This is a genomic window from Dechloromonas hortensis, from assembly GCF_009469765.1.
GTDB classification, from domain to species: domain Bacteria; phylum Pseudomonadota; class Gammaproteobacteria; order Burkholderiales; family Rhodocyclaceae; genus Azonexus; species Azonexus hortensis.
Genome location: NZ_SSSQ01000001.1, coordinates 196,196 through 218,524 on the forward strand (window position 1 = coordinate 196,196; position 22,329 = coordinate 218,524).

Sequence of the window (22,329 nt, forward strand, 5' to 3'; positions counted from 1 at the left end):
CGCAGAAAATGACCATGAAAAAACTGTTGACCGCAGCAATCGCCCTGCTCGTCACCCAGGTTGCCCTGGCCGGCGTCAAGATCGAGCACTGGGTGTCGCCCTCCGGCGCCCGCGTCTATTTCGTCGAAAGCCGCGTCCTGCCGATGCTCGACGTCCAGGTCGACTTCGCCGCCGGCTCGATGTTCGACCCGGCCGGCAAGTCGGGCCTCGCTGCACTGACCCGCGCCGGGCTCGACCTCGGCGCCGGCAAGCTCGATGAAACCGCGATCGCCGAACAGATGGCCGACATCGGCGCCAACCTCGGCGGCGGCGCCGACACCGACCGCGCCAGCGTCGCGCTGCGCACGCTGTCGGCCAGGGACAAACGCGACCCGGCGCTCGACATCCTGCGTGCCGTTTTGCAAAGCCCGCGTTTCGATGCCGCCATTTTCGAGCGCGAAAAGGCCCGCACCATCGCCAGCCTCAAGGAAGCCCTGACCCGCCCCGACAGCATTGCCGGCAAGGCCTTTTGGGCGGCAATGTACCCCAACCACCCGTACGGCAAGCAGGCCAGCCCGGAAAGCGTCGCCACGCTCAACCGCGACGATCTGGCAGCCTTCCACACCCGCTACTACACCGCCGCCAACGCCAGCATCACGCTGGTCGGCGACATTTCGCGCAGCGATGCCGAGCGGATCGCCGAATCGCTCGCAGCCGGCCTGCCCAAGGGAGGGGCCGCAACCTTGCCGGCCGCCCCGGCGGCGGCGCAAGGCGGCCTGACCAAATTACCCCACCCGGCCAGCCAGGCCCACATCTACATCGGCCTGCCGGCCATCGAGCGCGGCAATCCGGACTACTTCCCGCTGCTCGTCGGCAACTACACGCTGGGCGGCGGCGGCTTCGTCTCCCGCCTGATGAAGGAAGTCCGCGACCAGCGCGGCTATGCCTACAGCGTGTACAGCTACTTCGCCCCGCTCAAGCAGCGCGGCCCCTTCCAGATCGGCCTGCAGACCAAGCGCTCGCAAGCCCAGGACGCGATCAAGGTGGCCCGCGACGTCCTTGACGGCTTCCTCAAGGACGGCCCGAGCCCGGACGAATTGGCGGCCGCCAAGGCCAACCTGACCGGCAGCTTCCCGCTGCGCCTGGACAGCAACAAGAAACTGCTCGACAACGTGGCGGCCATCGGTTTCTACGGCCTGCCGCTCGACTATCTCGACCAATACCAGGCCAAGGTACAGGCGGTGACCGCCGACGAAATCCGGCAGGCCTTTGCCCGCCATGTCCGCCCGACCGAACTGATTACCGTGACGGTCGCTGCAGATTGAACTCGGTACGCATCATCGGCGGCGAGTATCGCCGCCGTGTCCTCAAATTTCCGGACAGCGAAGGCCTGCGTCCGACGCCGGACCGCGTTCGGGAAACGCTGTTCAACTGGCTCGGCCAGGAACTGGACGGCTGGAGCTGCCTCGACCTCTTCGCCGGCAGCGGCGCCCTCGGCTTCGAAGCGGTGTCGCGCGGCGCGGCCAAGGTCGTCATGGTCGAACAGGCTCCGCGCGTGCTGGCTGCGCTGCATGAAAACCGCGAATTGCTCCATAAACCGGCGGCGCTGGAGATCATTCGCGGGGATGCGCTACAATATTTGGCTTCGTCAAAATGCAGATTTGACCTGATCTTCCTCGATCCGCCTTACAAAAAAGGCTGGATTCCGCGCCTGGAGCCACTCTTGCCCGGCGTAATGAATGAAGATGCAGCGATCTATGTCGAGGCGGAGCATGAAATCGACGCATTGGGCGACTGGCGCACGGTGCGGCACGGCAAGGCAGGCGAAGTTCACTTTCAACTGATGCGGCGGGAAGCAGCTTGACCAAACTCAATCATCGCGTAGCGATCTACCCGGGCACCTTCGACCCGATCACCCGCGGCCACGAAGACCTCGTGCATCGTGCGGCGAGCCTGTTCGACAAGCTGATCCTGGCGATTGCCGAAAGCCCGTCGAAACAGCCCCGCTTCGCGCTGGCCGATCGGGTCGACATGGCCAAGGAAATCCTCGGCGGCATCCCGAATGTCGAAATCGTCGGCTTCAACACCCTGCTGATGAACTTTGTGCACGAGCAGGGTGCCAAAGTTATCGTCCGGGGATTGCGCGCGGTTTCAGACTTTGAGTATGAGTTTCAGATGGCGGGCATGAACCGCAGCCTGTACCCGGAAGTGGAGACAGTCTTCCTGACGCCGGGCGAGCAACACATGTTCATCTCCGCCACGATGGTGCGCGAAATCGCACGTCTGGGCGGCGATGTCAGCAAATTTGTACAACCTTGTGTAGAAAAGCGCCTGCGGGCGAAAACTTAAGTTAACCGAGAGAGGAAGAACGGCCATGTCTCTGATCATCACCGACGAGTGCATCAACTGCGACGTCTGCGAACCCGAGTGCCCGAATGAAGCAATTTCCCAGGGCGAGGAAATTTATCAAATCGACCCGAACAAGTGCACCGAGTGCGTCGGTCACTACGATGAGCCGCAGTGCGTGCAGGTCTGCCCGGTGGATTGCATCCCCAAGGACCCGAACCACGTCGAAAGCGAAGACGTGCTGTGGGTCAAGTACGAAAAGCTGACCGGCAACAAGCGCCCCTGAGCCTGGCCGGCCCCAATAAAAAACCCGCGAAAATCGCGGGTTTTTTATTGTCGACCGCCGGACTGACGATTCAGGCCGCCTTCAGTTCGCTGGCCGGCAGCGGCCGCAACATTTCGCGGACCCGGCCGACGATTGTCTCCAGCGACTGAATCTGCTGCTGCAGGTTCTTCTCGACGCTTTCGAGTTCGGCAATCCGGTCCTCCAGCGTGTCGGTCGCCTGATGGATACGCTTGATGCTCTCCAGTCGCCGCTTCAACTGGATCTGATGTTCGCGGACCTGGGTTTCCATCGGCGCCATGATCGCCCGCAGCCAGGTTTCGGCATCGCGGTTGGCATGTTCGAAGGCGCGCCGGACCTGCACCGCCACTTCCTCGAAGAACTTCTGCGTGATGTTTTTCTTGTCGTGCGTCAGCAGGCTGACCATGGTGTTCAGATGGCTGTCGCACCAGGCTTCGAGGCGATCCAGCTCCTTTTCGTAGCGGAGCAGCGAGAAGGCGGTCGGCGAACCGAGCTTCAGGCCATGCTCGACGGCAAAACGCTTGTACACCGCCTCCATCATCGACAGGATTTCGTTGATCTCGTGGTTCGACTTGGTCAGCGCCTCGCGCGAATTGCTGAAAAACGCCGCCATGGAATCGGACAGCGTCTTCGAGAAACTGGCTTCGAGCATCGCATCGCGGGTCTTTTGCGTCATCTGGCGCAGGACGTCGAGACCGAGGTGGCCGAACAGGTTGTTGGTCAGCGTCGAAAAAACGCTGCGCACCGCGTAATAGCGCTGCAGGCCGGATTCGAACTCGTCCTTCTCGGCACGAACCTTGCCCATCATGTACTCGACGACGCCCTTGTTCTTGCCGCGCAACTCGGTCAATTCGGTCAGCTGCTCGCGCAAGCCTACGAGCCGCGAGTCGAGCAAGCCACGGACGCGCCGACTGACATCGCCGAACTCGCTGTCGGTGCTGTCGCAGACGATATCGCGCTTGGCCGGAATCAGTTCGTCGGACAGTGCGGCTTCGAGCAGCGGCAGGCGGCTGCGTTCGAGCAAGGCGGCATCGTCGTTGATCTTGGCGACCAGCCCCTTCTGGGCCGAAACCGGGAAGACCTGAGCCGCCGGCAAATCGAGAATCTCGGCACTGGTTTCGACCTGACGCCGGATTTCGGCATCGATCTCCGCTTCGCTCTTCAGTTCGTCCCACTGGCCGTCGATCTTGTTCAGCACGACCATGCGGCCGCGCTTGGCCATGCCGCCACCACAGATGTGCTCCTTCCAGATTGCCAGATCGGAGTGTGTGACACCGGTATCGGCCGCCAGGATGAACAGAACGGCGTGGGCATTGGGCAGCAGCGAGAGGGTCAGTTCAGGTTCGGCGCCGATCGCGTTGAGGCCCGGCGTATCGAGAATGACCAGCCCCTGCTTGAGCAGCGGGTGCGGGAAATTGATCATCGCGTGCCGCCAACGCGGCACTTCGACCAGCCCGTCCTCGCCGACGCGGTACAACTCGACCTCGCCCTGACCGACTTCGAAACCGAGGCGGGCCGCTTCTTCCGGGGTCACCCGCGTCGTTTCGCTGACATGGCGCAGCGCATCCTGCATTGCATCTGGCGACTCGACATCGAGGCCGACGCTGGTCCATTCGTCGGGAAAGCCCTTGTATTCGCTGACCCCGGAGTTCGAGGCCCGCGTCTGGATCGGCAGCAGTTCGATGCAGGGCAGTTTGTTGCCGTCGAAGAGCAGTTCGGTCGGACACATCGTCGTCCGCCCGGCCGAGGAAGGCAGCATCCGGTTACCGAAATCGGCAAAGAAGATGGCATTGATCAGTTCCGACTTACCGCGCGAAAACTCGGCGACAAAGGCCACGTTCAGGCGGTCCTCGCGCAGGCGCTCGAGCAACTGCGTCAGGCGCAGGTCGGTCTGCGCATCGGAGAGCTCGTTCTGCGACAACCAGTCCTGGAACTCGCCGATATAGCTGGAAAGACCAGCCCGCCAGTTGGTGTAGGCCGCGAATTGATTGGCTAATGACATGTCATGCACCGTAATTACGTTCGGAAGCTTCAATTTAGCATAAAAACAGGGGCTTGCCCCCGCAATTTAATGCTGGCACGAAGGACAGTAATAGGTACTGCGCCCAGCCTGCCGGACCTGTTTGACGACCCCGCCACAACGCAGGCAAGGCTGCCCGTCACGGTCGTACACCCCGACCTGGATCTGGAACCAGCCGCTCCCGCCATCGCTGTGCACGTAATCGCGAATACTGCTGCCGCCGGCCGCAATCGCTGCCGACAGGGTCTCGCGAATGGCCGGCACGAGCAGTTCGTAGCGCGCCTTGCTGATCCGGTTGGCCGCCCGCAACGGTGAAATACCTGCCCGGAACAGGCTTTCCGAAGCGTAGATATTGCCGATACCGACCACCAGGTGGCTGTCCATCAGGATCGGCTTGATCGGCCCGCCGCGCCGGACGCAGGCGGCATGCAGCCAGTCGGCGGTAAAGAGATCGGACAGGGGTTCGATGCCCTGCGTCGCCAGCAAGGGATGATTTTCAGCGGTTTCGGGCGGCCCCGGCTGCCAGAGCACGACGCCGAAGCGCCGGGGATCGTTGAAGCGCAGGATCTGCTCGGCCAGCACCAGGTCGAAATGGTCGTGCTTGGCCGGCGGCAGGCTATGCGGCACGAAGCGCAGCTTGCCCGACATGCCGAGGTGAATGATCAGGCAACCCTGAACGTCCTCGCCCAAACAGTCCAGTAACAAATATTTACCACGCCGGCGAACGGCGATGATTTGGCAACCTGGCAGCAGTTCGACCAGGGCCGGCGGAATGACCTGGCGCAGCTTGGGCACCCGAATCACCGCAGCCTTGATGACCCGACCCAGCAATTCCGGCGCTATCCCGCGCCGACAAACTTCCACCTCCGGCAACTCCGGCATCGCTTGTTCCTCCGTCAAAACCCAAATAACATCGCAAACTAATTGGATTCTATGCGCTCCAACAGCCAAATCCCGCGTACACCTCGACAGAAAGCCGCACCATGCAACCGAAGTCCATCGTCGCCGCCCTCATGCTGGCCCTGGGTATCAGCCACGGCCCATTCAGCCAGGCCGCCGGCGAAACGCCGCCCAAGCCTGCCGCCAAGCGCTCGCTCGCCCAAGGTGCGATGCGGGCCGCCTCGGAGGACTTGCTGGCGCGCACGGTCTTTCAGTCACTGCTCGGCGACTTTGCGCTACAGCGGGGCGACGTCAAACTCGGACTCGACGCCTGGAGCGATCTCGCTCTGCGCACCCGCGACCCTCAGGCCATCGCCCGCGCTGTCGAGGTCGCCGGTTTCGCCCGCCAGTACGACAAGGCGCTCGAGCTGACCAAGCTCTGGCTGGAAGTCGAACCGGATTCGGCCAAAGCCCGCCAAACCGAGTCCTCGCTGCTCGTCATGGCCAATCGCATCGACGAACTGGCGCCGCAACTGGCGACCCTGCTCGAAAAAGACCCGGCCAATCTGCCCAGCAACCTGCTCCACCTGAATCGCATCCTGGCCCGCCACACCGACAAGAAAGCCGTGCAACGGCTGGTCGACCGCGTCGCCAGTCCTTACGACGGCGTTCCCGAGGCCCATTTCGCGATGGCCCAGGCTGCCGCCAATGCCGGCGACAACCTGCGCGCCTTGACCGAAACCGAGAAAGCGCTGATCCTGCGGCCGGACTGGGAAGTCGCCGCACTGGCCCGCGCCCAGTTGCAGGCCCGCCAATCGACGACCACCGCCATCGACAGCCTGAGCGGCTTCGTCAGCCGCAACGAAAATGCGCGCGACGCCCGCCTGACCCTGGCCCGACTGTTGATCAGCGAAAAGCACTACAACGAGGCACGCGTCCATTTCGACCGTCTGATCAAGGACAACCCGGATAATCCGGAGGTCATCTACCCGGTTGCCATGCTCGCCCTGCAGCAGGGCGACGCGACGACCGGTCGCCAGCAACTGGAAAAACTGTTGCAAACCGACTTCCCGGATAAAAGCACCATTCATTTCTTCCTCGGACAGCTCGACGAAGAGCAGAAGAAACCGGACGCCGCCCTTGTCCATTACCGCCAGGTCAACAGTGGCGACCAGTACATTCCGGCCCGCGCCCGGGCCGCCCAGATCCTCCAGCGACAAGGCCGGATCGAGGAAGCACGCGCCTTGCTGCACGACAGCAGCGGCAACAGTGCCGAAAAAACCCAATTGCTGCTCGCCGAAGCCCAACTGCTGCGCGACGCCGGCCGCAACGACGAGGCGCTTGCCCTGCTCGAAAGCGCCCTCGCCCGCCAGCCGGACAGCCCTGAACTGCTCTACGAAGCCGCCCTGCTCGCCGAACGCGTTGGCAAACCGGAGTTGCTCGAAACCCATCTCAAGCACCTGATCGAACTGAAACCCGATCACGCCCACGCCCTCAACGCCCTCGGCTATTCGCTGGCCGAACGCAACATCCGCCTCGACGAAGCCGAGACCTTGATCGCCAAGGCCCTGCGCCTGGCGCCGGAAGACCCTTTCATCATGGACAGCATGGGCTGGGTGCAGTATCGCCAGGGCAAACTGAGCGAAGCGCTGAAAACGCTGGAAACCGCCTACGCCATCAAGGCCGACCCGGAAATCGCCGCCCACCTCGGCGAAGTGCTGTGGCGACTCGACCGCAAGGACGGCGCTCGCCGCCTGCTGGAAGAGGCCGCCAAGCAGCACCCGGACAACGACGTCCTCTCCGGCACGATCAAGAAACTGCTGCCTTGAGGGTCCGCTGCCGCGCCCTCCTCGCCGCTTTCGTCCTGCTCGCCGGCTGTTCCAGCCTGCCACCGGGCGCCCTGCCCGGACGCGACCAGGTCGGCGACTTCGCCCTCGAAGCCCGTTTTGCGCTACGCGTCACGCTACCGGACAGCGCGCCGCAAAGTGCCGGCGGTCGACTGTCCTGGGAGCACAAAAACGACGCCAATCGCATCCTGATCGCCAACCCGCTCGGTATCGCGCTGGCCGAAATCGAAACCACCCCAGCCCTCTCCCGCCTGCAAACCGCCGACGGCAAGCGCCTTGAATCGCCGGACGCCGATGCGCTGATGGAAGAAGTCACCGGCCAGCGCCTGCCGGTCACCCGCCTGCCGGCCTGGCTGCTCGGCCGCCCCGGCCCGAACGCCGCTGTCAGCATCGACCCGCTGGGTCGCCCAAGCCACCTGCAAGAAGGCGAGTGGCGGATCGACTACGACTACGAAGACTTTGCCCCCAGCGCGCTACCCAGCCGCTTGACCCTGAACCGCAATCAAGAAATCGAACTGCGCCTGCGCATCGAAGAATGGAAAGAAGCCCCATGAAATCCTGGACCTGGGACAGCGACTGGCCGGCACCGGCCAAGCTCAACCTCTTCCTGCACGTCGTCGGCCGCCGGGCCGATGGCTACCATCTGCTGCAAACCGTCTTCCGTTTCATCGACCGCGCCGACACACTACGCTTCGCACCACGCGCCGACGACCGGATCGTCCTCGCCACGCCGATCCCCGGCGTGCCGCCCGACAGCGACCTGACCGTGCGCGCCGCCCGCCTGCTGCAACAGGCCACCGGCTGCACGCAAGGCGCCACGATCAGTCTCGACAAGCGCCTGCCGATGGGCGGCGGCCTCGGTGGCGGCAGTTCCGATGCCGCCACCGTGCTGCTCGCCCTCAACCACCTGTGGCAAACCGGACTGTCGCGCCCCGCCCTGGAAAAACTTGGCCTCGGCCTCGGCGCCGACGTGCCGGTCTTCGTGCATGGCCGCAACACCTTTGCCGAAGGCGTCGGCGAAGCCTTTACCGACCTCGAACTGCCGGCAGCGAGCTATCTGGTCCTGCATCCGGCGGTCAACGTGCCGACCGCGGCCATTTTCGGCGCCCCGGAGCTGCGCCGCGACACGCCACCGATAGAAGCCGCCGAATGGCGCCCCGGCCAGGGCCACAACGATCTCGAAGCCGTCGCCTGCAGCAAATTTCCGGAAGTTGCCGCGCATCTGGCCTGGCTCAAGCAGCATGCACCAGAGGCGATGATGACCGGCTCGGGCGCCTGCGTCTTTGCCGGCTTTGCCCGGCGCAGCGCGGCGGAAGCAGTCTTCCGGGCCCTGCCGGCCGGGTTCGACGGCTGGCTGGCCGAAGGCCTTGCCGAACATCCGCTGGCAAAAATTTAACGAAACAGTAGACATCCTGAAAATCGCCCGGTAATATGCGCGCCTCGTTTGAACGCAACGCCGAACAGACGATCCGCTGGGGAGTCGCCAAGTTGGTCAAGGCACCGGATTTTGATTCCGGCATTCGAAGGTTCGAATCCTTCTTCCCCAGCCAAGCTTTCCTCGGGCAGGTTTCAACCTGCCCGATTTCTATTGCGGCAAGCAAAAGTATGCAATTGCCCTGAGGGATGTTGAAATGGCCTACAACAGCTTGATGGTCTTCACCGGCAACGCCAACCCGAAACTGGCTGTCGAAGTCGCGAAACAACTCAACGTCGATCTCGGGCGTGCCAACGTCGGTCGTTTCTCCGACGGCGAAGTCTCCGTCGAACTGCAGGAACACGTGCGCGGCCGTGACATCTTCGTGCTGCAATCGACCTGCGCCCCCTGCAACGACAACCTGATGGAACTGCTGGTCGTCGTCGATTCGCTGAAGCGCGCCTCGGCCGGCCGGATCACCGCCGCCATCCCCTACTTCGGCTATGCCCGCCAGGATCGCCGCTCGCGTTCCTCACGTGTGCCAATCGCTGCCAAGCTGGTCGCCAACATGCTCGTCGCCTCCGGCGTCGACCGCGTGCTGACCATGGACCTGCACGCCGAACAGATCCAGGGCTTCTTCGACATCCCGGTCGACAACATCTACGCCCTGCCGATCCTGCTCGAAGACATCAAGAAGCAGAATTACGAAAACCCGCTGGTCGTTTCACCCGACCACGGCGGCGTCGTTCGCGCCCGTTCGCTGGCCAAGCGCCTCGAATGCGACCTGGCGATCATCGACAAGCGCCGCCCGAAGGCCAATGTCTCCGAAGTGATGAACATCATCGGTGAAGTTGACGGCCGTACCTGCATCATCATGGACGACATGGTCGACACCGCCGGCACGCTGTGCAAGGCCGCCACCGCACTGAAGCAGCACGGCGCCAAGAAGGTCGTCGCTTACTGCACGCACCCGGTTCTCTCCGGCCCGGCCGTCGAGCGCGTCAACGACTCCGACCTCGATGCCCTGGTCGTCACCGACACCATCCCGCTGCGCGACGATGCCGCTGCCTGCCCGCGCATCCGCCAGCTATCGGTGGCCGACATCATGGCCGAAACCATTCGCCGGATCAGCAACGACGACTCCGTCTCGTCGCTGTTCATCGACTAAGTTTTTTTAACCTTCCCTGACTGGTCGCGGTTGGGGAAATCTATTGGAGTATCACAATGACTTTTGAACTGATCGCGCAAGCGCGTACGCTGCAGGGAACGGGTGCGAGCCGCCGCCTGCGTCGTGCCGGCACCGTCCCGGGCATCGTTTATGGTGGTGAAGCCGCCGCCCAGGCTATCGAAGTTGGCCACAACGACCTGCTGCTGAAGCTGAAGAAGGAAGCCTTCCATTCTTCGATCATCAGCCTCGTCGTCGATGGCAAGAAGGAAGCCGTGCTGCTGCGCGACTACCAGACGCACGCCTACAAGCCGCTGGTTCTGCACATCGACTTCCAGCGCGTTGATGCGACCCACGAACTGCACATCAAGGTGCCGCTCCACTTCATCAACGAAGAAGTCGCCCCGGGCGTCAAGCTGAGCGGCGGCCTGGTCAACCACGTCGTGACCGAAGTCGAAGTCCTCTGCCTGGCCAAGGATCTGCCGGCTTTCATCGAAGTCGACCTGAGCGCCCTCAAGGTTGGCGACAGCATTCACCTGTCCCAGCTCAAGCTGCCGGCTGGCGTCAAGCTGGTTGCCCACGCCTCTGACGACGTCGTCGTCGGCATCGTCGGCAAGGGTGGTTCCGCCGAAGGCGAAGCTGCCGCCGAGTAATTTCGGGCACTCCGCTGTCTTGGCCGCCGCTGGCATTTTGCCGCCGGCGGCCTTTTCGCACTTATCGCCATGAACCCACCTCGCCTCATCGTCGGCCTCGGTAACCCCGGCCCGGAATACGAAGCCACCCGGCATAACGTCGGTTTCTGGTTTGTCGACCAGCTGGCCGACAAGCTGAAGACCTCGCTCGCCCCGCAGGCCAAGTTTTTCGGCAAGGCGGCGCGCGCCGGCGAAACCTGGCTGCTCGAACCGACCACCTTCATGAACCGTTCCGGGCAGGCGGTCGCGGCGCTGGCCAATTTCTACAAGATTCCGGCCGAGGAGATCCTCGTCATTCACGACGAACTCGACCTGCCGCCAGGCGGCATCCGCCTCAAGCAGGGCGGCGGCAACGGCGGTCACAATGGCCTGAAGGACATCCAGGCCAAGCTCGGCACGCCGGATTTCTGGCGCTTGCGCCTCGGCATCGGCCACCCGCGCACGCTCGGCCTATCCCAGCAGGTCGTCGATTTCGTGCTGCATCAGCCGCGCAAGGAAGAACTGCCGGATATCGAACACGCCCTCGCCCGCTGCCTGCTGGCCTGGCCGAAACTTGCTGCCGGCGACTTCGCCGGCGCCCAACAACAGTTGCACGGCAAAGCCGTATAGTTGGCAAAACCTTAGGAAAATCCATGTCTTTGAAATGCGGCATCGTCGGCCTGCCCAACGTCGGCAAATCCACCCTCTTCAACGCCCTGACCAAGTCGGGCATCGCAGCGGAGAACTACCCGTTCTGCACCATCGAGCCGAACGTCGGTATTGTCGAAGTGCCGGACAAGCGGATGGCCCAGCTGGCTGAAATCGTCAAGCCGCAACGCATGCAGCCAGCCATCGTCGAATTCGTCGATATCGCCGGCCTGGTCGCCGGCGCCTCGAAGGGCGAAGGGCTGGGCAACCAGTTCCTCGCCAACATCCGCGAAACCGATGCCATCGTGCACGTCGTGCGCTGCTTCGCCGACGACAACGTGATTCACGTTTCCGGCGGCGTCGACCCGATCCGCGACATCGAAGTCATCGATACCGAACTGGCGCTGGCCGACATGGCCTCCGTCGAAAAGGCGCTCAACCGTTACCGTCGCCCGGCCAACTCCGGCGACAAGGACGCCAAGGCGCTGGTCGCCGTCCTCGAAAAGTGCTTTGCCGTACTCGACCAGGCCAAGGCGGTGCGCAGCCTCGATCTTTCCAAGGAAGAACTGGCGCTGATCAAGCCTTTCTGTCTGATCACCGGCAAGCCGGTGCTGTACGTCGCCAACGTTGCCGAAAATGGTTTCGAAAACAACCCGCTGCTCGACGCCGTGCGCGCCCATGCCGCGACCGAGAAGGCTGAAGTCGTCTCGGTCTGCGCCGCCATCGAAGCCGAGATCGCCGACCTCGACGACGAGGAAAAGCAGATGTTCCTGGCCGACCTCGGCCTCGAAGAACCCGGCCTCGACCGCCTGATCCACGCCGGCTACAAGCTGCTCGGCCTGGCCACCTACTTCACCGCCGGCGTCAAGGAAGTGCGCGCCTGGACCATTCACCAGGGCGACACCGCGCCGCAGGCGGCCGGCGTCATCCACACCGACTTCGAACGCGGCTTCATCCGCGCCCAGACGATTGCCTTCGACGACTTCATTGCCTACAAGGGTGAAGCCGGCGCCAAGGAAGCGGGCAAGATGCGCGCCGAAGGCAAGGAATACGTCGTCAAGGACGGCGATGTTCTCAACTTCCTGTTCAACGTCTAGCCGACCTTTCCGGGCATGACACAGGACAGCACCCCGGCCAACCCGCCGGAATCTTCCATCGGCAGCATCAAGCTGTCGATGGATATCCTGTGGCGTGCCTACGAGCAGAGCCACGAGGCGGTGCTGGTCTCGGACGGCGAAAACCGGATCATTGCCGTCAATGCCGCCTTCACCCGGCTGACCGGCTATGGTGCCGACGAAGTCCTGGGCCAGAACCCGAAAATCCTGTCTTCGGGCAATGCCGGGCCAGAGTTTTATGCGGCGATGTGGGAAGGCCTCTCCCAGTACGATTTCTGGGAAGGCGAAATCTGGGACAAGCGCAAGGATGGCAGCCTCTACCCGAAGTGGCTGTGCATTTCCGTGCTGCGCGACGAGAGTGGCCAGGTCCGCCATTACGTTGCCAACTTTACCGACATCAGCGCCAGCAAGCAGGCCGCCGACCGCCTCGCCCAACTGGCCTACCACGACGCACTGACCCATCTGCCCAACCGGCTGGCCTTCGAGTCGCAACTGGCGCACGCGCTGCGCATCTGCGCCCGGGAAAATCGGCAGTTGGCGCTGATGCTGATCGACCTCGACAATTTCAAGAACATCAACGACACGCTCGGCCACCATATCGGCGACACCCTGCTGCAGCAGGTCGCCGGCCGTCTGCGCGAATCGGTGCGCTCGAGCGACCTGGTCGCCCGTCTCGGCGGCGACGAGTTCGTCGTCGTGCTGCCCGAAATCGAAGGGTCGCTGACCGCGGCCCGCGTCGCCGGCAAGATCCAGACCGCGCTGGGCGAGAACTACCGGGTCAACGAGCATCTGCTATACACGACGCCGAGTATCGGCATCAGCCTCTATCCGACTGACGGCGTCGATGCCGGGATGCTGCTGCGCAATGCCGACTCGGCGATGTATCACGCCAAGGATGCCGGCCGTAACAACCACCAGTTCTACGCCAGCCGGATGAACGAGTCGGCCGGCGAGCGACTGCAGATGGAGAACGCGCTGCGCCAGGCGATCGCCTCGATCGGCCTGCCCGAGACCTGCCAATTCGCGCTGCATTTCCAGCCGCAAATTTCGACCAAGAATGGCCGCGTCGTCGGACTGGAGGCGCTGTTGCGCTGGACTTCACCGGTATTCGGTGCGATCTCGCCACTCCGTTTCATCCCGATTGCCGAGGAAACCGGCCTCATTCAGCCGCTCGGCGACTGGGTGATCTGGGAAAGCTGCCGCCTGATCCACGACATGCGGCAGCGCGGCATTACCGGCGTTCGCGTCGCAATCAACATCTCGGCCCAGCAACTGCGCCACGAAAACCTGTTGCTGCTGGTCCGCGGCGCGCTGGCCTGCTACGAGCTGACGCCGGATGCCATCGAGCTGGAAATCACCGAAAGCACGGCGATGCAGAATCCGGAGGTAACGCTGGATATTCTCGATCAGCTCGCCAGCATGGGCATCAAGCTGGCGATCGACGATTTCGGCACCGGCCACTCGTCGCTCGCCTACCTGAAGCACCTGCCGATCAAGAGCCTGAAGCTCGACCGTTCCTTCGTGCTCGACATCGAGACCGATGCCAACGATGCCTCGATCTGCGCCGCGATCATCGCCCTCGGCCACAACCTCGGCCTGGAACTGGTCGCCGAAGGCGTCGAGACGGCGATGCAGAGCGAGTTCCTGTCGCGTCTGGGCTGCGATTACCTGCAGGGCTACCTGTACAGCAAGCCGCTCCCCTTCGCCGAAATCATCGCCTACCTGCAGGCGCAGCAGGGCGTCAGCGAATAACCTTGCGCCACTCGGCCTCGAAGTAGCGAACCAGCACCTGGTTGTTCAGCCGGTTCACCTCAGCCGGCAGGCGGGCCATATCGGCCGGGAAGGCGAACAGGCCAGGTAGTGTCTCCGGCGTCAAAAACCGGGTTTTTTGCGGGTCGACCGCCGGCATCGTGAAATCCTGCCGGCCGGCGATGATGAAGCCCCACTCGCCGAAGGACGGCACCAGCGCATGATAGGGCGCCGTCTTGAAACCGACATCCTCCAGTGTCGTCACGACGCACCAGAAAGACTGCCGGGCGTAGAGCGGCGACGTGGACTGGACGACCAGCCGGCCGTGTGCCGACAGGCGCTTTTCCAGCAGGCGGTAGAAAGCCGAGGTGTAGAGCTTGCCGAGGGCGAAATTGGCCGGATCAGGAAAGTCGATGACGACGAAGTCGAAATAGTCGCGACTCTGCTCCAGCCATTGCACGGCATCGGCATTGACCACCTTGACCTTCGGCGACTTCAACGCGCCCTGATTCAGGGCGACCAGCGGCGGCGCCGTGGCGAACAGCTCGGTCATCGCCGGATCGAGATCGACCAGCGTCACCGTCTCGACCTGCGGGTATTTCAGGATTTCGCGCACCGCCAGGCCGTCGCCGCCGCCCAGCACCAGCACGTTGCGCGCCCCCGGCAGGCTGGCCAGGCCGGGATGGACCAGCGCTTCGTGGTAGCGGTACTCGTCGTGCGCCGAAAACTGCAGGTTGTTGTTCAGGAACAGCCGCAGGTCGTCGCGCCAGCGGGTGACGACGATACGCTGGTAAGGCGTCGTTTCGGCGTAGACGATCTCGTCGGCGTAGAGATGCGCTTCGGCCAGTGTCGTCAGTTGCCCAGCCCCGGCGAAACCGGCGGCGAGCAGGCCGAACACCGTCCAGCTTTGCACCGCCAGCCAGCGTCGGCCCGGCAACTGGTCGCGGAACAGGTGCAGCGCCCACAGCGCGACCGCCACATTCAGGATGCCGAACAACAGGCCGGTCCGCACCATGCCGAGATGCGGTGCCAGAATCAGCGGAAAGAGGATGGAGACGACCAGCGCGCCGAGGTAGTCGAAGGTCAGCACCTGCGACACCAGGTCCTTGAAATCGAGATCGCGCTTCAGAATACGCATGACCAGCGGGATTTCCAGGCCGACCAGGACGCCGACCCCGAATACCGCGAGATAGAGGACCAGCTTGAACGGTCCAGCCAGCCAGGTGAAGACGAGGAACAGCCCCGCCGCCGAAAAGCCGCCGAGCAAGCCGACCATCAGCTCGATCTGGATGAAGCGGCCGATCAGGTCGCGCGTCACGTATTTCGACAGCCAGGAGCCGGCCCCCATCGCGAACAGATAGGTGCCGATCACCGTCGAGAACTGCGTCACCGAGTCGCCGAGCAGGTAGGACGACAGCGCTCCGGCGATCAGCTCGTAGGCCAGGCCGCAGGAGGCAATGACGAAGACGGAAAAGAGGAGGGCATGCCGCATGGGCAGGCATGCTACCGAAAAACATCGGGAACGGCGCGCCCCGCTCGCAGGTCAGAGCAGCATGCCCGCCCTTTTTGGCCTTTTTCGCCCGTCGACCGCCGGACTGCCCTGCGCCGCGTTGCTGCTCGGCCTGAGTTGGCCGGCGCTGGCCGCCGACTACGCGATCGACCCGGCCCATACCTATGCCGGCTTCGAAATCGACCACCTCGGCTTTTCGACCCAGCGCGGCCAGTTCAACCGCAGTTCGGGCAGCATCCGCTTCGACCCGGAAAGCCGCAGCGGCAGCATCGATATCACCATCGACGCCAGTTCGCTCGATACCGGCTTCGCCATGCGCGACGAAGTGCTGCGCGGTGAAGACTGGTTCAACACGCAGGCCTTCCCCAACCTGCTCTTCCGCAGCCAGCGCTTCATCTTCGAACAGGAGCGCCCGGTCGCCGTCGAAGGCACGCTCGCCATGCTCGGCCAGATTCGGCCGATGCGCCTCGACATCAGCCGCTTCAAATGCGGCCTCAATCTCGCCAACCGCAAGTATGGCTGCGGCGCCGACGCCAGCGGCGTATTGCGCCGTTCCGAATTCGGACTGAACAATGGCCTGCCCTTCATCGGCGACGAAGTCCGCCTGCGCATCCAGGTCGAGGCCTACCAACCCTGATCCGCCGCCCGGCCGGCAGCGGCCCGGCACCTCGTTAAAGTCATGTGCTACCTGGCTGTTTCTGCGAAAATAGCAGCCCCCTTTTTGCTCTTCCATGAACCTCATGCCCCCCCATCCCGCCATTGCCTGCACTGCCGAAATCGTCACCGAACTGAAGGCCGGCCGCATGGTCATCCTGGTCGATGAAGAAGACCGCGAAAACGAGGGCGACCTCGTCATGGCCGCCGAGCACATCACGCCGGAAGCGATCAATTTCATGGCCAAGCACGGCCGTGGCCTGATCTGCCTGACGCTGACCGAAGCGCGCTGCAAGAAGCTCGGCCTGACCCAGATGGCACGCAACAACAAGACCCAGTACGGCACCGCCTTCACCGTCTCGATCGAGGCCGCCGAAGGCGTCACCACCGGCATCTCGGCCGCCGACCGCGCCCGCACCATCCAGGTCGCCGTCGCCAAGAACACGACCATCGACGACATCGTGCAGCCCGGCCACGTCTTCCCGATCACCGCCCGCGAAGGTGGCGTCCTGGTCCGCGCTGGCCACACCGAAGCCGGTTGCGACCTGGCCGGCATGGCCGGCCTCGAACCGTCCTCGGTAATCTGCGAAATCATGAACGACGACGGCACGATGGCCCGCCTGCCGGAACTGATCGAGTTCGCCAAGGAACATGGCCTGAAGATCGGCACCATCGCCGACCTCATCCACTACCGTGCTGCCTCCGAAACCCTGGTCGAGCGCGTCACCAGCAAGCCGGTGCAGACCGCCCACGGCGAATTCACGCTGCACGCCTATGTTGACCGCGCCAGTGGCGCCACCCACCTCGCCCTGGTCAAGGGCACGATTCCGGCCGGCGGCGAAACCCTGGTCCGCGTCCATGAGCCGCTCTCGGTGCTCGATTTCCTCGACCCGGCCAGCAAGCGCCAGGCCTTTTCGATCGACCAGGCCCAGGCCGCGCTGGCCAAGCACGGCCACGGCGTCATTGTCCTGATGCATCGCCCGGAAGACGGCGAAGCCCTGCTCTCCCGCCTGACCGGCACGGCGCCGAGCGCCCCGGTCAAGTGGGATCCGCGCACCTACGGCATCGGCGCCCAGATCCTGCGCGACCTCGGTGTTACCAAGATGCGCCTGCTCTCCAGCCCGCGCAAGATGCCTTCCATGACCGGCTTCGAACTCGAAGTCACCGGTTTCGTCACCTCACCTTCCGAGCTCTAATCCATGGCCCGTTTCGACAATATCTTTGAATACGACAACAACCTGAACGGCGCCGGCCTCAAAGTCGGCATCGTGATGGCCCGCTTCAACCTGCCGGTCTGCGAAGGCCTGCTCTCGTCGTGCGTCGCCGAACTGAAGCGCCTCGGCGTCGCCGATGCCGACATGACCATCGCCAATGTGCCCGGCGCACTGGAAGTGCCGCTGGTGCTGCAAACGATGGCGCAGAGCGGCAGCTTCGATGCGCTGGTCGCCCTCGGCGCCGTCATCCGCGGCGACACCTACCACTTCGAGGTCGTCTCCAACGACGCCTGCCGCGCCATCATGGAAGTCCAGCTCGATACCGGCGTGCCGATCGCCAACGGCATCCTGACCTGCGACACCGACGAGCAGGCCGAAGTCCGCATGCAACCCAAGGGCGCCGACTGCGCCCAGGCCGCCGTCGAGATGGCCAATCTTCAGAAAGCCCTGCTCCAATGACCACTTTCCTCAGCGACACCGAACATCCGGAAGAACCGAAGGCGCCGCCCAAGTCGGCCCGCCGCCGCTCGCGCGAATTCATCCTGCAGGGCCTCTACCAGTGGCGCGTCGGCGGTGCCGATGAAGCCGCCATCGAAGCCTATGCCCCGGAAATGGAAGGTTTCGCCAAGGCCGACCGCGAATTCTTCGTCGGCACGCTGCGCGGCGTCATCGCCCAGCGCGAAGCGCTGGTTTCGCAAATCACCGCCCACCTCGACCGGCCGTTCAGCGAACTTTCGCCGATCGAAGCCTGCGTGCTGATGATGGGCTGCTTCGAGATGAACCATCATCCCGAAACGCCGTACCGTGTCATCATCAACGAGGCGATCGAACTGGCCAAGGCCTTCGGTGGCACCGACGGCCACAAGTACGTCAATGGCGTGCTCGACAAGGTCGCCGCCAGCGTTCGCCCCGACGAAGTCGCCGCCAAGAAGAAGGCCCGCTGAAACGATGGCCGGTGAGTTTGCGCTGATCGACAAGTATTTCGCCCGGCCCACCCCATCGGCCGTGCTCGGCCCCGGCGACGACTGCGCCCTGCTCCAACCGTCGCCCGGCAAGCAACTTGCCGTCACCACCGACATGCTGGTCGCCGGCACCCATTTCCTGCCCGACACCGATCCCAGGAACCTCGGCTGGAAGGCCCTCGCCGTCAATCTGTCCGACCTCGCCGCGATGGGCGCCCAGCCACGCTGGGTAACGCTGGCCGGCGCCATGCCGGCGGTCGACGAGGCGTGGATCGCCAAATTCGCCGAAGGCTTCTTCGCCTGTGCCGCCGAATACGGCGTCGATGTCGTCGGCGGCGACACGACGCGCGGCCCGCTCAACCTATGCATCACCGCCCTCGGTGAAGTCGAGCCCGGCCAGGCGCTGCGTCGCGATGGCGCCAAGCCGGGCGACCAGATCTGGGTCTCCGGCCGCCCCGGCCTGGCCAGCCTCGGCCTCGCCCATCTGCAGGGCAAGATCAAGCTGCCCGAGCCATGGCCGCGGCTGTGCGTCGGCGCCCTCGAAAAACCACGGCCGCGCATCGCCCTCGGTCTGGCGCTGAACGGCATCGCCAGTGCGGCGATTGACGTTTCCGACGGCCTGCTCGCCGATCTCGGCCACATTGCCGAACGCTCGGGCTGTGCCGCGGCCGTCAAGCTCGTCCAGTTGCCGCACCTGCCGAAGGGCGACAGCTACGATGCCGTGCTGCGCAAGCTGGCGCTCGAATGCCAGCTCGCCGGCGGCGACGACTACGAACTCTGCTTCACCGCGCCCGGCCCGCAAAGCCTCGCCATCGGCCGCATCGCCGCCGAACTGGAACTGCCGCTGTGGTGCATCGGCGAAATGACCGCCGGCCCGGCCGGCGAGGTCACCGTCTTCGACCCGGATGGCAAGCCGGTCGAATTCGAACAGAAGGGCTTCGACCACTTTGGCTGAACAAGCGCGCGGCACGCCGAGCCTGAAATTCCTGCTTGCCAGCCCGGCCCATTTCCTGGCGCTCGGCTGCGGCAGCGGCCTCGCCCCGAAAGCGCCCGGCACCTTCGGCACACTATTCGCGTGGGGCAGTTTCCTGCTCTTTCGCCCGTATTTTTCGGATTTTGCCCTGCTGGCGGCGTTCACCGCCGCCTACCTGCTCGGCATCTGGGTCATCGACGTCACCGGCCGCGCCATCGGCGACCCGGACCACGGCAGCATCGTCTGGGATGAAATCGTGCCCTTCTGGCTGGTCCTGCTGCTGACCCCGGCCACTTTCCTCTGGCAGCTCTCCGCCTTCGTCCTCTTCCGCTACTTCGACATCACCAAGCCGCAACCGGCCCGCTATTTCGACCAGCACGTCAAGAACGGCTTTGGCGTGATGGCCGACGACCTGGTGGCGGCCGGCTACACGTTGCTCTTGCTGGCCCTGCTGAAGATCGTTTTCGCCTGACGGCGGCGTGCCAGAGGCATAGAATGAACGGGCGCAAACCGTCCGGAGATTCATCATGAGTCACAAGCACGCCCACCTGATGCGCAGCATCTTCCAGGACCCGCCCTCGGCCAACATCCACTGGCGCGAAGTCGAATCGCTGCTCAACCATCTCGGTGCCGAAATCGAGCCCTCGCACGGCGCCCGCTTCAAGATCACGCTGAACAAGGTCGAAGCCTTCCTGCACCACCCGCACAACAGCAGCACCTGCAGCAGGAACGACATCAAGGCCTTGCGCGAAGTGCTGGCCCACGCCGGGGTGACACTGTCCTCCTACGAGGCCGGCGAAAACTGAAACGCCCGGGCCGCCGCTCTCAGGCGGCCGGCAGATTCTGGTAGCGCTCGATGGCGGCACGGACATTGAACAGCATGCGCTCGCGCCCGAGGCGTTCGGCCAGACCGGCATGACGAACCACCTCGAGTACCCGCGGATTCAGACCGGCCAGCCACAGCGTAATGTTGCGCTCGGCGATCAGCCGCTCGCCTTCGATCAGCATCTGCAGCGCCGAATATTCGATATCCGGCACCCGGCTCAGATCGAGCACGACAACCCGCGGCTGGTACCGGTCGAGCAGCGCTCTTATCTGCTCGGCGACCAAAGGCGCATTGACAAAGAACAAGCGCCCTTCCGGACGCAGGATCAATAAGCCGGGAAAAGTCTCGTCATCGGGATGCTCCGGCGACAACGGGCGCAGCACATCGGCGCCGCGCTTGCGCCCGATGACATAGACCCTGGGATTGGCCGACTGGCTGGCCAACGCGATCAGCGAAATGATGATGGCGACGACAATGCCCTGCAGCGTGCCGAAGATCAGGACACCGAAAAAGGCGGCGACCGCCCAGCGAAACTCCATCGTGCGCACCCGGCGGATGGCGCGGAATTCACCCGGCTGGATCAGCCCGACCGAATAGACGATGACCACGGCAGCCAGCGTTGCATAAGGCAGCAGGCCGAGCAGCGGCGCCAGGAAGAGCATGGTGGCGGCGGCGGCGCCGGCGGTGACCAGGCCTGCTTTTTGCGACCGACCGCCTGCCGCCCGCACCACCGCCGTCTGCGAGGTGCCGCCCCCGGACGGCATGGCGCCGAACAGCGCGCCACCCAGGTTGGCAGCCCCGCTGGCCAGCAGTTCCCGATTGGCCTTGATCGGCGGTTCGGAACTGTCGGCAAAGGCCCGCCCGGCGGCGATCGATTCGGTAAAGCTCATCAGGGCGATACCGATCGCCCCCGGCAGCAGTTGCTCGACGAGGTCCAGATCGGGTAGCGTCAGCGAGGGCAGACCTTGCGGAATCAGGCCGACGATGGCAACGCCCTGTCCGTCCAGACCAAAGAACCAGGAGGCGGCAATGCCACCGCCAACGGCGACCAGCGGTGCCGGCGAATGCGGCCACAAGCGCTCCATGCCGAGCAGCACGAGTAGGGTTCCCGCGGCAACGGCCAGCGTCAGCAGCGAGGTTTCCGGGAGTTGGTCGATCAGGCTGAGCAAGTCGCGGAAGAAGCCCTGTTTGGTGAAGTGCACACCGAGCAGCTTGGGCACTTGATCGAGCACGATAACCAGGCCGATCCCGGCCTTGAAGCCGGTCAACACCGGACTGGAAATGAAGCTGGCGACAAAGCCGAGACGAAGCAGTGCAGCGAGAACCAGGATCGCCCCGGTCAGCGCACTCAGGGTGGCGACTGCGACGATCAACTTGGCTGGATCGCCGTCCGGCACGACCAGGCCGAGTTGCGTCCCGGCCAGGATGGCCAGCGTAGTCGTCGAACTGAAACTGAGAACGCGCGAGGTGCCGAGCAAGGCGTAAATCAGCATCGGCAGGAAGGCCGTATAAAGACCGACGGCAACCGGCAGCCCGGCGACCGTCGCATAGGCCATCGCCTTGGGCAGCACCACGGCGGCCGCCGTCAAGCCGGCGACCAGATCGAGGCGAATTCCGTGAGCAGGCGTTTTGGCAGAATCGGATTCGGGTATCACGGCGCTTGCTCCGGTTAAATTTGACCCTACGGCTGCGGCGTTTCCTGCACCGCCTCTTGCAGGGCGCGAACGCTGACGGCTGCAAACAGCGCGGTAAGCAAGACACCGGTAAAACCAATACCAATTGCCATGAGGCGCGCCAGCGACTGGCGGGGCACCAGATCGCCATAGCCGACGGTCAACCCGGTGACAAAGGCAAAATAGATCCCGTCGCCCAGACTCCAATCCTCCAGATAGGCCACGCCCAGGCCAAGGCCAAGCATCGCGCCGAGCAGAATGGAAAAGACCGGCCAGACGACGCGCAAGGCGGCCAGCAACGCGCAATAAAACCGACGGCGAACTCGGGTTGCCTGTTTCAAGATAGTCCTGTCATTGGCAAAAGATTAGAAACTGACGGC

The 22,329-nt window shown here is 63.9% G+C and carries 24 protein-coding genes and 1 tRNA gene; 20 read left to right on the forward strand and 5 right to left on the reverse strand.

The window, feature by feature from the left end; genetic code table 11:
• Positions 1 to 14 precede the first annotated feature (14 nt).
• From GH663_RS00965 to GH663_RS00980, 4 genes are read left to right on the forward strand one after another with little or no spacing between them, the layout of a single operon-like run.
• Positions 15 to 1,304, forward strand: a complete 1,290-nt coding sequence (locus tag GH663_RS00965) for a M16 family metallopeptidase (protein WP_153129880.1) — start codon at positions 15 to 17, stop codon at positions 1,302 to 1,304.
• A complete protein-coding gene (gene rsmD, locus GH663_RS00970) occupies positions 1,301 to 1,843 on the forward strand; it encodes a 16S rRNA (guanine(966)-N(2))-methyltransferase RsmD (protein ID WP_153129881.1) in 543 nt (180 codons plus the stop codon). The genes GH663_RS00965 and rsmD overlap by 4 nt, the downstream gene beginning before the upstream one ends.
• Complete coding sequence (coaD, locus tag GH663_RS00975; RefSeq protein WP_153129882.1) at positions 1,840 to 2,328, forward strand: pantetheine-phosphate adenylyltransferase; 489 nt, start codon at positions 1,840 to 1,842, stop codon at positions 2,326 to 2,328. The genes rsmD and coaD overlap by 4 nt, the downstream gene beginning before the upstream one ends.
• Positions 2,329 to 2,353: 25 nt before the next feature.
• Positions 2,354 to 2,611 carry a YfhL family 4Fe-4S dicluster ferredoxin gene (locus tag GH663_RS00980; RefSeq protein WP_153129883.1) on the forward strand — a complete coding sequence of 86 codons (258 nt, stop codon included), beginning with the start codon at positions 2,354 to 2,356 and terminating at the stop codon, positions 2,609 to 2,611.
• A 70-nt stretch (positions 2,612 to 2,681) separates the two neighbouring features.
• On the opposite strand, the gene GH663_RS00985 is transcribed toward GH663_RS00980, so the two are convergent.
• Together GH663_RS00985 and mutM are read right to left on the reverse strand one after the other, a co-directional pair.
• Complete coding sequence (locus GH663_RS00985) at positions 2,682 to 4,631, reverse strand: dynamin family protein (protein ID WP_153129884.1); 1,950 nt, start codon at positions 4,629 to 4,631, stop codon at positions 2,682 to 2,684.
• A gap of 66 nt (positions 4,632 to 4,697) precedes the next feature.
• The gene (gene mutM / locus GH663_RS00990; protein WP_153129885.1) at positions 4,698 to 5,531 is read right to left on the reverse strand and encodes a bifunctional DNA-formamidopyrimidine glycosylase/DNA-(apurinic or apyrimidinic site) lyase; all 834 of its coding nucleotides are present in this window, start codon (positions 5,529 to 5,531) and stop codon (positions 4,698 to 4,700) included.
• Positions 5,532 to 5,632: 101 nt separating this feature from the next.
• Here mutM and GH663_RS00995 point away from each other — a divergent pair, with 101 nt between their 5' ends.
• From GH663_RS00995 to GH663_RS01035, 9 genes are all read left to right on the forward strand, one after another.
• Positions 5,633 to 7,357: a tetratricopeptide repeat protein gene (locus GH663_RS00995; RefSeq protein WP_153129886.1), complete on the forward strand. Its 1,725-nt coding sequence runs from the start codon at positions 5,633 to 5,635 to the stop codon at positions 7,355 to 7,357.
• The gene (gene lolB / locus GH663_RS01000; RefSeq protein WP_170291306.1) at positions 7,354 to 7,929 is read left to right on the forward strand and encodes a lipoprotein insertase outer membrane protein LolB; all 576 of its coding nucleotides are present in this window, start codon (positions 7,354 to 7,356) and stop codon (positions 7,927 to 7,929) included. Before GH663_RS00995 ends, lolB begins: the two co-directional genes overlap by 4 nt.
• Positions 7,926 to 8,771 (forward strand): 4-(cytidine 5'-diphospho)-2-C-methyl-D-erythritol kinase, encoded by an 846-nt coding sequence (gene ispE / locus GH663_RS01005; protein ID WP_153129888.1) that lies wholly within the window; start codon positions 7,926 to 7,928, stop codon positions 8,769 to 8,771. The genes lolB and ispE overlap by 4 nt, the downstream gene beginning before the upstream one ends.
• 77 nt (positions 8,772 to 8,848) lie before the next feature.
• Positions 8,849 to 8,925: transfer RNA gene (locus GH663_RS01010), tRNA-Gln, on the forward strand.
• A gap of 81 nt (positions 8,926 to 9,006) precedes the next feature.
• A complete protein-coding gene (locus GH663_RS01015) occupies positions 9,007 to 9,957 on the forward strand; it encodes a ribose-phosphate pyrophosphokinase (protein WP_066887402.1) in 951 nt (316 codons plus the stop codon).
• Between the two features lie 56 nt (positions 9,958 to 10,013).
• Positions 10,014 to 10,607, forward strand: a complete 594-nt coding sequence (locus GH663_RS01020; protein WP_153129889.1) for a 50S ribosomal protein L25/general stress protein Ctc — start codon at positions 10,014 to 10,016, stop codon at positions 10,605 to 10,607.
• A 69-nt stretch (positions 10,608 to 10,676) separates the two neighbouring features.
• Entirely contained in the window at positions 10,677 to 11,255 is a 579-nt protein-coding gene (pth, locus tag GH663_RS01025) for an aminoacyl-tRNA hydrolase (RefSeq protein WP_153129890.1), read from the forward strand.
• A gap of 23 nt (positions 11,256 to 11,278) precedes the next feature.
• Positions 11,279 to 12,370 (forward strand): redox-regulated ATPase YchF, encoded by a 1,092-nt coding sequence (gene ychF / locus GH663_RS01030; RefSeq protein ID WP_153129891.1) that lies wholly within the window; start codon positions 11,279 to 11,281, stop codon positions 12,368 to 12,370.
• 15 nt (positions 12,371 to 12,385) lie between these two features.
• A complete protein-coding gene (locus tag GH663_RS01035) occupies positions 12,386 to 14,140 on the forward strand; it encodes a putative bifunctional diguanylate cyclase/phosphodiesterase (RefSeq protein ID WP_246181469.1) in 1,755 nt (584 codons plus the stop codon).
• Here the strand turns inward: GH663_RS01035 and GH663_RS01040 are convergent.
• On the reverse strand, positions 14,130 to 15,629 hold the full coding sequence (locus GH663_RS01040) for a polyamine aminopropyltransferase (RefSeq protein ID WP_153129892.1): 1,500 nt from the start codon (positions 15,627 to 15,629) through the stop codon (positions 14,130 to 14,132). The genes GH663_RS01035 and GH663_RS01040 overlap by 11 nt on opposite strands.
• Before the next feature lie 61 nt (positions 15,630 to 15,690).
• On the opposite strand from GH663_RS01040, the gene GH663_RS01045 reads away from it, so the two are divergent.
• From GH663_RS01045 to GH663_RS01075, 7 genes are all read left to right on the forward strand, one after another.
• Complete coding sequence (locus GH663_RS01045; RefSeq protein WP_170291307.1) at positions 15,691 to 16,284, forward strand: YceI family protein; 594 nt, start codon at positions 15,691 to 15,693, stop codon at positions 16,282 to 16,284.
• Positions 16,285 to 16,387: 103 nt separating this feature from the next.
• Positions 16,388 to 17,497, forward strand: a complete 1,110-nt coding sequence (gene ribBA / locus GH663_RS01050; RefSeq protein ID WP_153129894.1) for a bifunctional 3,4-dihydroxy-2-butanone-4-phosphate synthase/GTP cyclohydrolase II — start codon at positions 16,388 to 16,390, stop codon at positions 17,495 to 17,497.
• Between the two features lie 3 nt (positions 17,498 to 17,500).
• Positions 17,501 to 17,974, forward strand: a complete 474-nt coding sequence (ribH, locus tag GH663_RS01055) for a 6,7-dimethyl-8-ribityllumazine synthase (RefSeq protein WP_066887382.1) — start codon at positions 17,501 to 17,503, stop codon at positions 17,972 to 17,974.
• The gene (nusB, locus tag GH663_RS01060) at positions 17,971 to 18,459 is read left to right on the forward strand and encodes a transcription antitermination factor NusB (protein ID WP_153129895.1); all 489 of its coding nucleotides are present in this window, start codon (positions 17,971 to 17,973) and stop codon (positions 18,457 to 18,459) included. Before ribH ends, nusB begins: the two co-directional genes overlap by 4 nt.
• A gap of 4 nt (positions 18,460 to 18,463) precedes the next feature.
• Positions 18,464 to 19,432, forward strand: coding sequence for a thiamine-phosphate kinase (gene thiL / locus GH663_RS01065; RefSeq protein ID WP_153129896.1), 969 nt, complete (start codon positions 18,464 to 18,466; stop codon positions 19,430 to 19,432).
• Positions 19,425 to 19,922 (forward strand): phosphatidylglycerophosphatase A family protein, encoded by a 498-nt coding sequence (locus GH663_RS01070; protein WP_246181470.1) that lies wholly within the window; start codon positions 19,425 to 19,427, stop codon positions 19,920 to 19,922. Before thiL ends, GH663_RS01070 begins: the two co-directional genes overlap by 8 nt.
• 55 nt (positions 19,923 to 19,977) lie before the next feature.
• Complete coding sequence (locus GH663_RS01075; protein ID WP_153129898.1) at positions 19,978 to 20,256, forward strand: type II toxin-antitoxin system HicA family toxin; 279 nt, start codon at positions 19,978 to 19,980, stop codon at positions 20,254 to 20,256.
• A gap of 19 nt (positions 20,257 to 20,275) precedes the next feature.
• Here the strand turns inward: GH663_RS01075 and GH663_RS01080 are convergent, their stop codons facing one another.
• Both GH663_RS01080 and GH663_RS01085 read right to left on the reverse strand, forming a co-directional pair.
• The gene (locus GH663_RS01080) at positions 20,276 to 21,931 is read right to left on the reverse strand and encodes a SulP family inorganic anion transporter (protein WP_211371035.1); all 1,656 of its coding nucleotides are present in this window, start codon (positions 21,929 to 21,931) and stop codon (positions 20,276 to 20,278) included.
• A gap of 26 nt (positions 21,932 to 21,957) precedes the next feature.
• Complete coding sequence (locus GH663_RS01085; protein WP_153129899.1) at positions 21,958 to 22,290, reverse strand: potassium channel family protein; 333 nt, start codon at positions 22,288 to 22,290, stop codon at positions 21,958 to 21,960.
• Positions 22,291 to 22,329: the final 39 nt, after the last annotated feature.

What these genes read in the sequence shown, in the direction of transcription:
- GH663_RS00965 (WP_153129880.1), top strand. Translation starts at nt 15, where the DNA reads ATGAAAAAACTGTTGACCGCAGCAATCGCCCTGCTCGTCACCCAGGTT.
- GH663_RS00980 (WP_153129883.1), top strand. Translation starts at nt 2,354, where the DNA reads ATGTCTCTGATCATCACCGACGAGTGCATCAACTGCGACGTCTGCGAA.
- GH663_RS00985 (WP_153129884.1), bottom strand. Translation starts at nt 4,631, where the DNA reads ATGTCATTAGCCAATCAATTCGCGGCCTACACCAACTGGCGGGCTGGT.
- mutM (WP_153129885.1), bottom strand. Translation starts at nt 5,531, where the DNA reads ATGCCGGAGTTGCCGGAGGTGGAAGTTTGTCGGCGCGGGATAGCGCCG.
- GH663_RS00995 (WP_153129886.1), top strand. Translation starts at nt 5,633, where the DNA reads ATGCAACCGAAGTCCATCGTCGCCGCCCTCATGCTGGCCCTGGGTATC.
- ispE (WP_153129888.1), top strand. Translation starts at nt 7,926, where the DNA reads ATGAAATCCTGGACCTGGGACAGCGACTGGCCGGCACCGGCCAAGCTC.
- GH663_RS01015 (WP_066887402.1), top strand. Translation starts at nt 9,007, where the DNA reads ATGGCCTACAACAGCTTGATGGTCTTCACCGGCAACGCCAACCCGAAA.
- GH663_RS01020 (WP_153129889.1), top strand. Translation starts at nt 10,014, where the DNA reads ATGACTTTTGAACTGATCGCGCAAGCGCGTACGCTGCAGGGAACGGGT.
- pth (WP_153129890.1), top strand. Translation starts at nt 10,677, where the DNA reads ATGAACCCACCTCGCCTCATCGTCGGCCTCGGTAACCCCGGCCCGGAA.
- ychF (WP_153129891.1), top strand. Translation starts at nt 11,279, where the DNA reads ATGTCTTTGAAATGCGGCATCGTCGGCCTGCCCAACGTCGGCAAATCC.
- GH663_RS01035 (WP_246181469.1), top strand. Translation starts at nt 12,386, where the DNA reads ATGACACAGGACAGCACCCCGGCCAACCCGCCGGAATCTTCCATCGGC.
- GH663_RS01040 (WP_153129892.1), bottom strand. Translation starts at nt 15,629, where the DNA reads ATGCGGCATGCCCTCCTCTTTTCCGTCTTCGTCATTGCCTCCTGCGGC.
- GH663_RS01045 (WP_170291307.1), top strand. Translation starts at nt 15,691, where the DNA reads ATGCCCGCCCTTTTTGGCCTTTTTCGCCCGTCGACCGCCGGACTGCCC.
- ribBA (WP_153129894.1), top strand. Translation starts at nt 16,388, where the DNA reads ATGCCCCCCCATCCCGCCATTGCCTGCACTGCCGAAATCGTCACCGAA.
- ribH (WP_066887382.1), top strand. Translation starts at nt 17,501, where the DNA reads ATGGCCCGTTTCGACAATATCTTTGAATACGACAACAACCTGAACGGC.
- nusB (WP_153129895.1), top strand. Translation starts at nt 17,971, where the DNA reads ATGACCACTTTCCTCAGCGACACCGAACATCCGGAAGAACCGAAGGCG.
- thiL (WP_153129896.1), top strand. Translation starts at nt 18,464, where the DNA reads ATGGCCGGTGAGTTTGCGCTGATCGACAAGTATTTCGCCCGGCCCACC.
- GH663_RS01075 (WP_153129898.1), top strand. Translation starts at nt 19,978, where the DNA reads ATGAGTCACAAGCACGCCCACCTGATGCGCAGCATCTTCCAGGACCCG.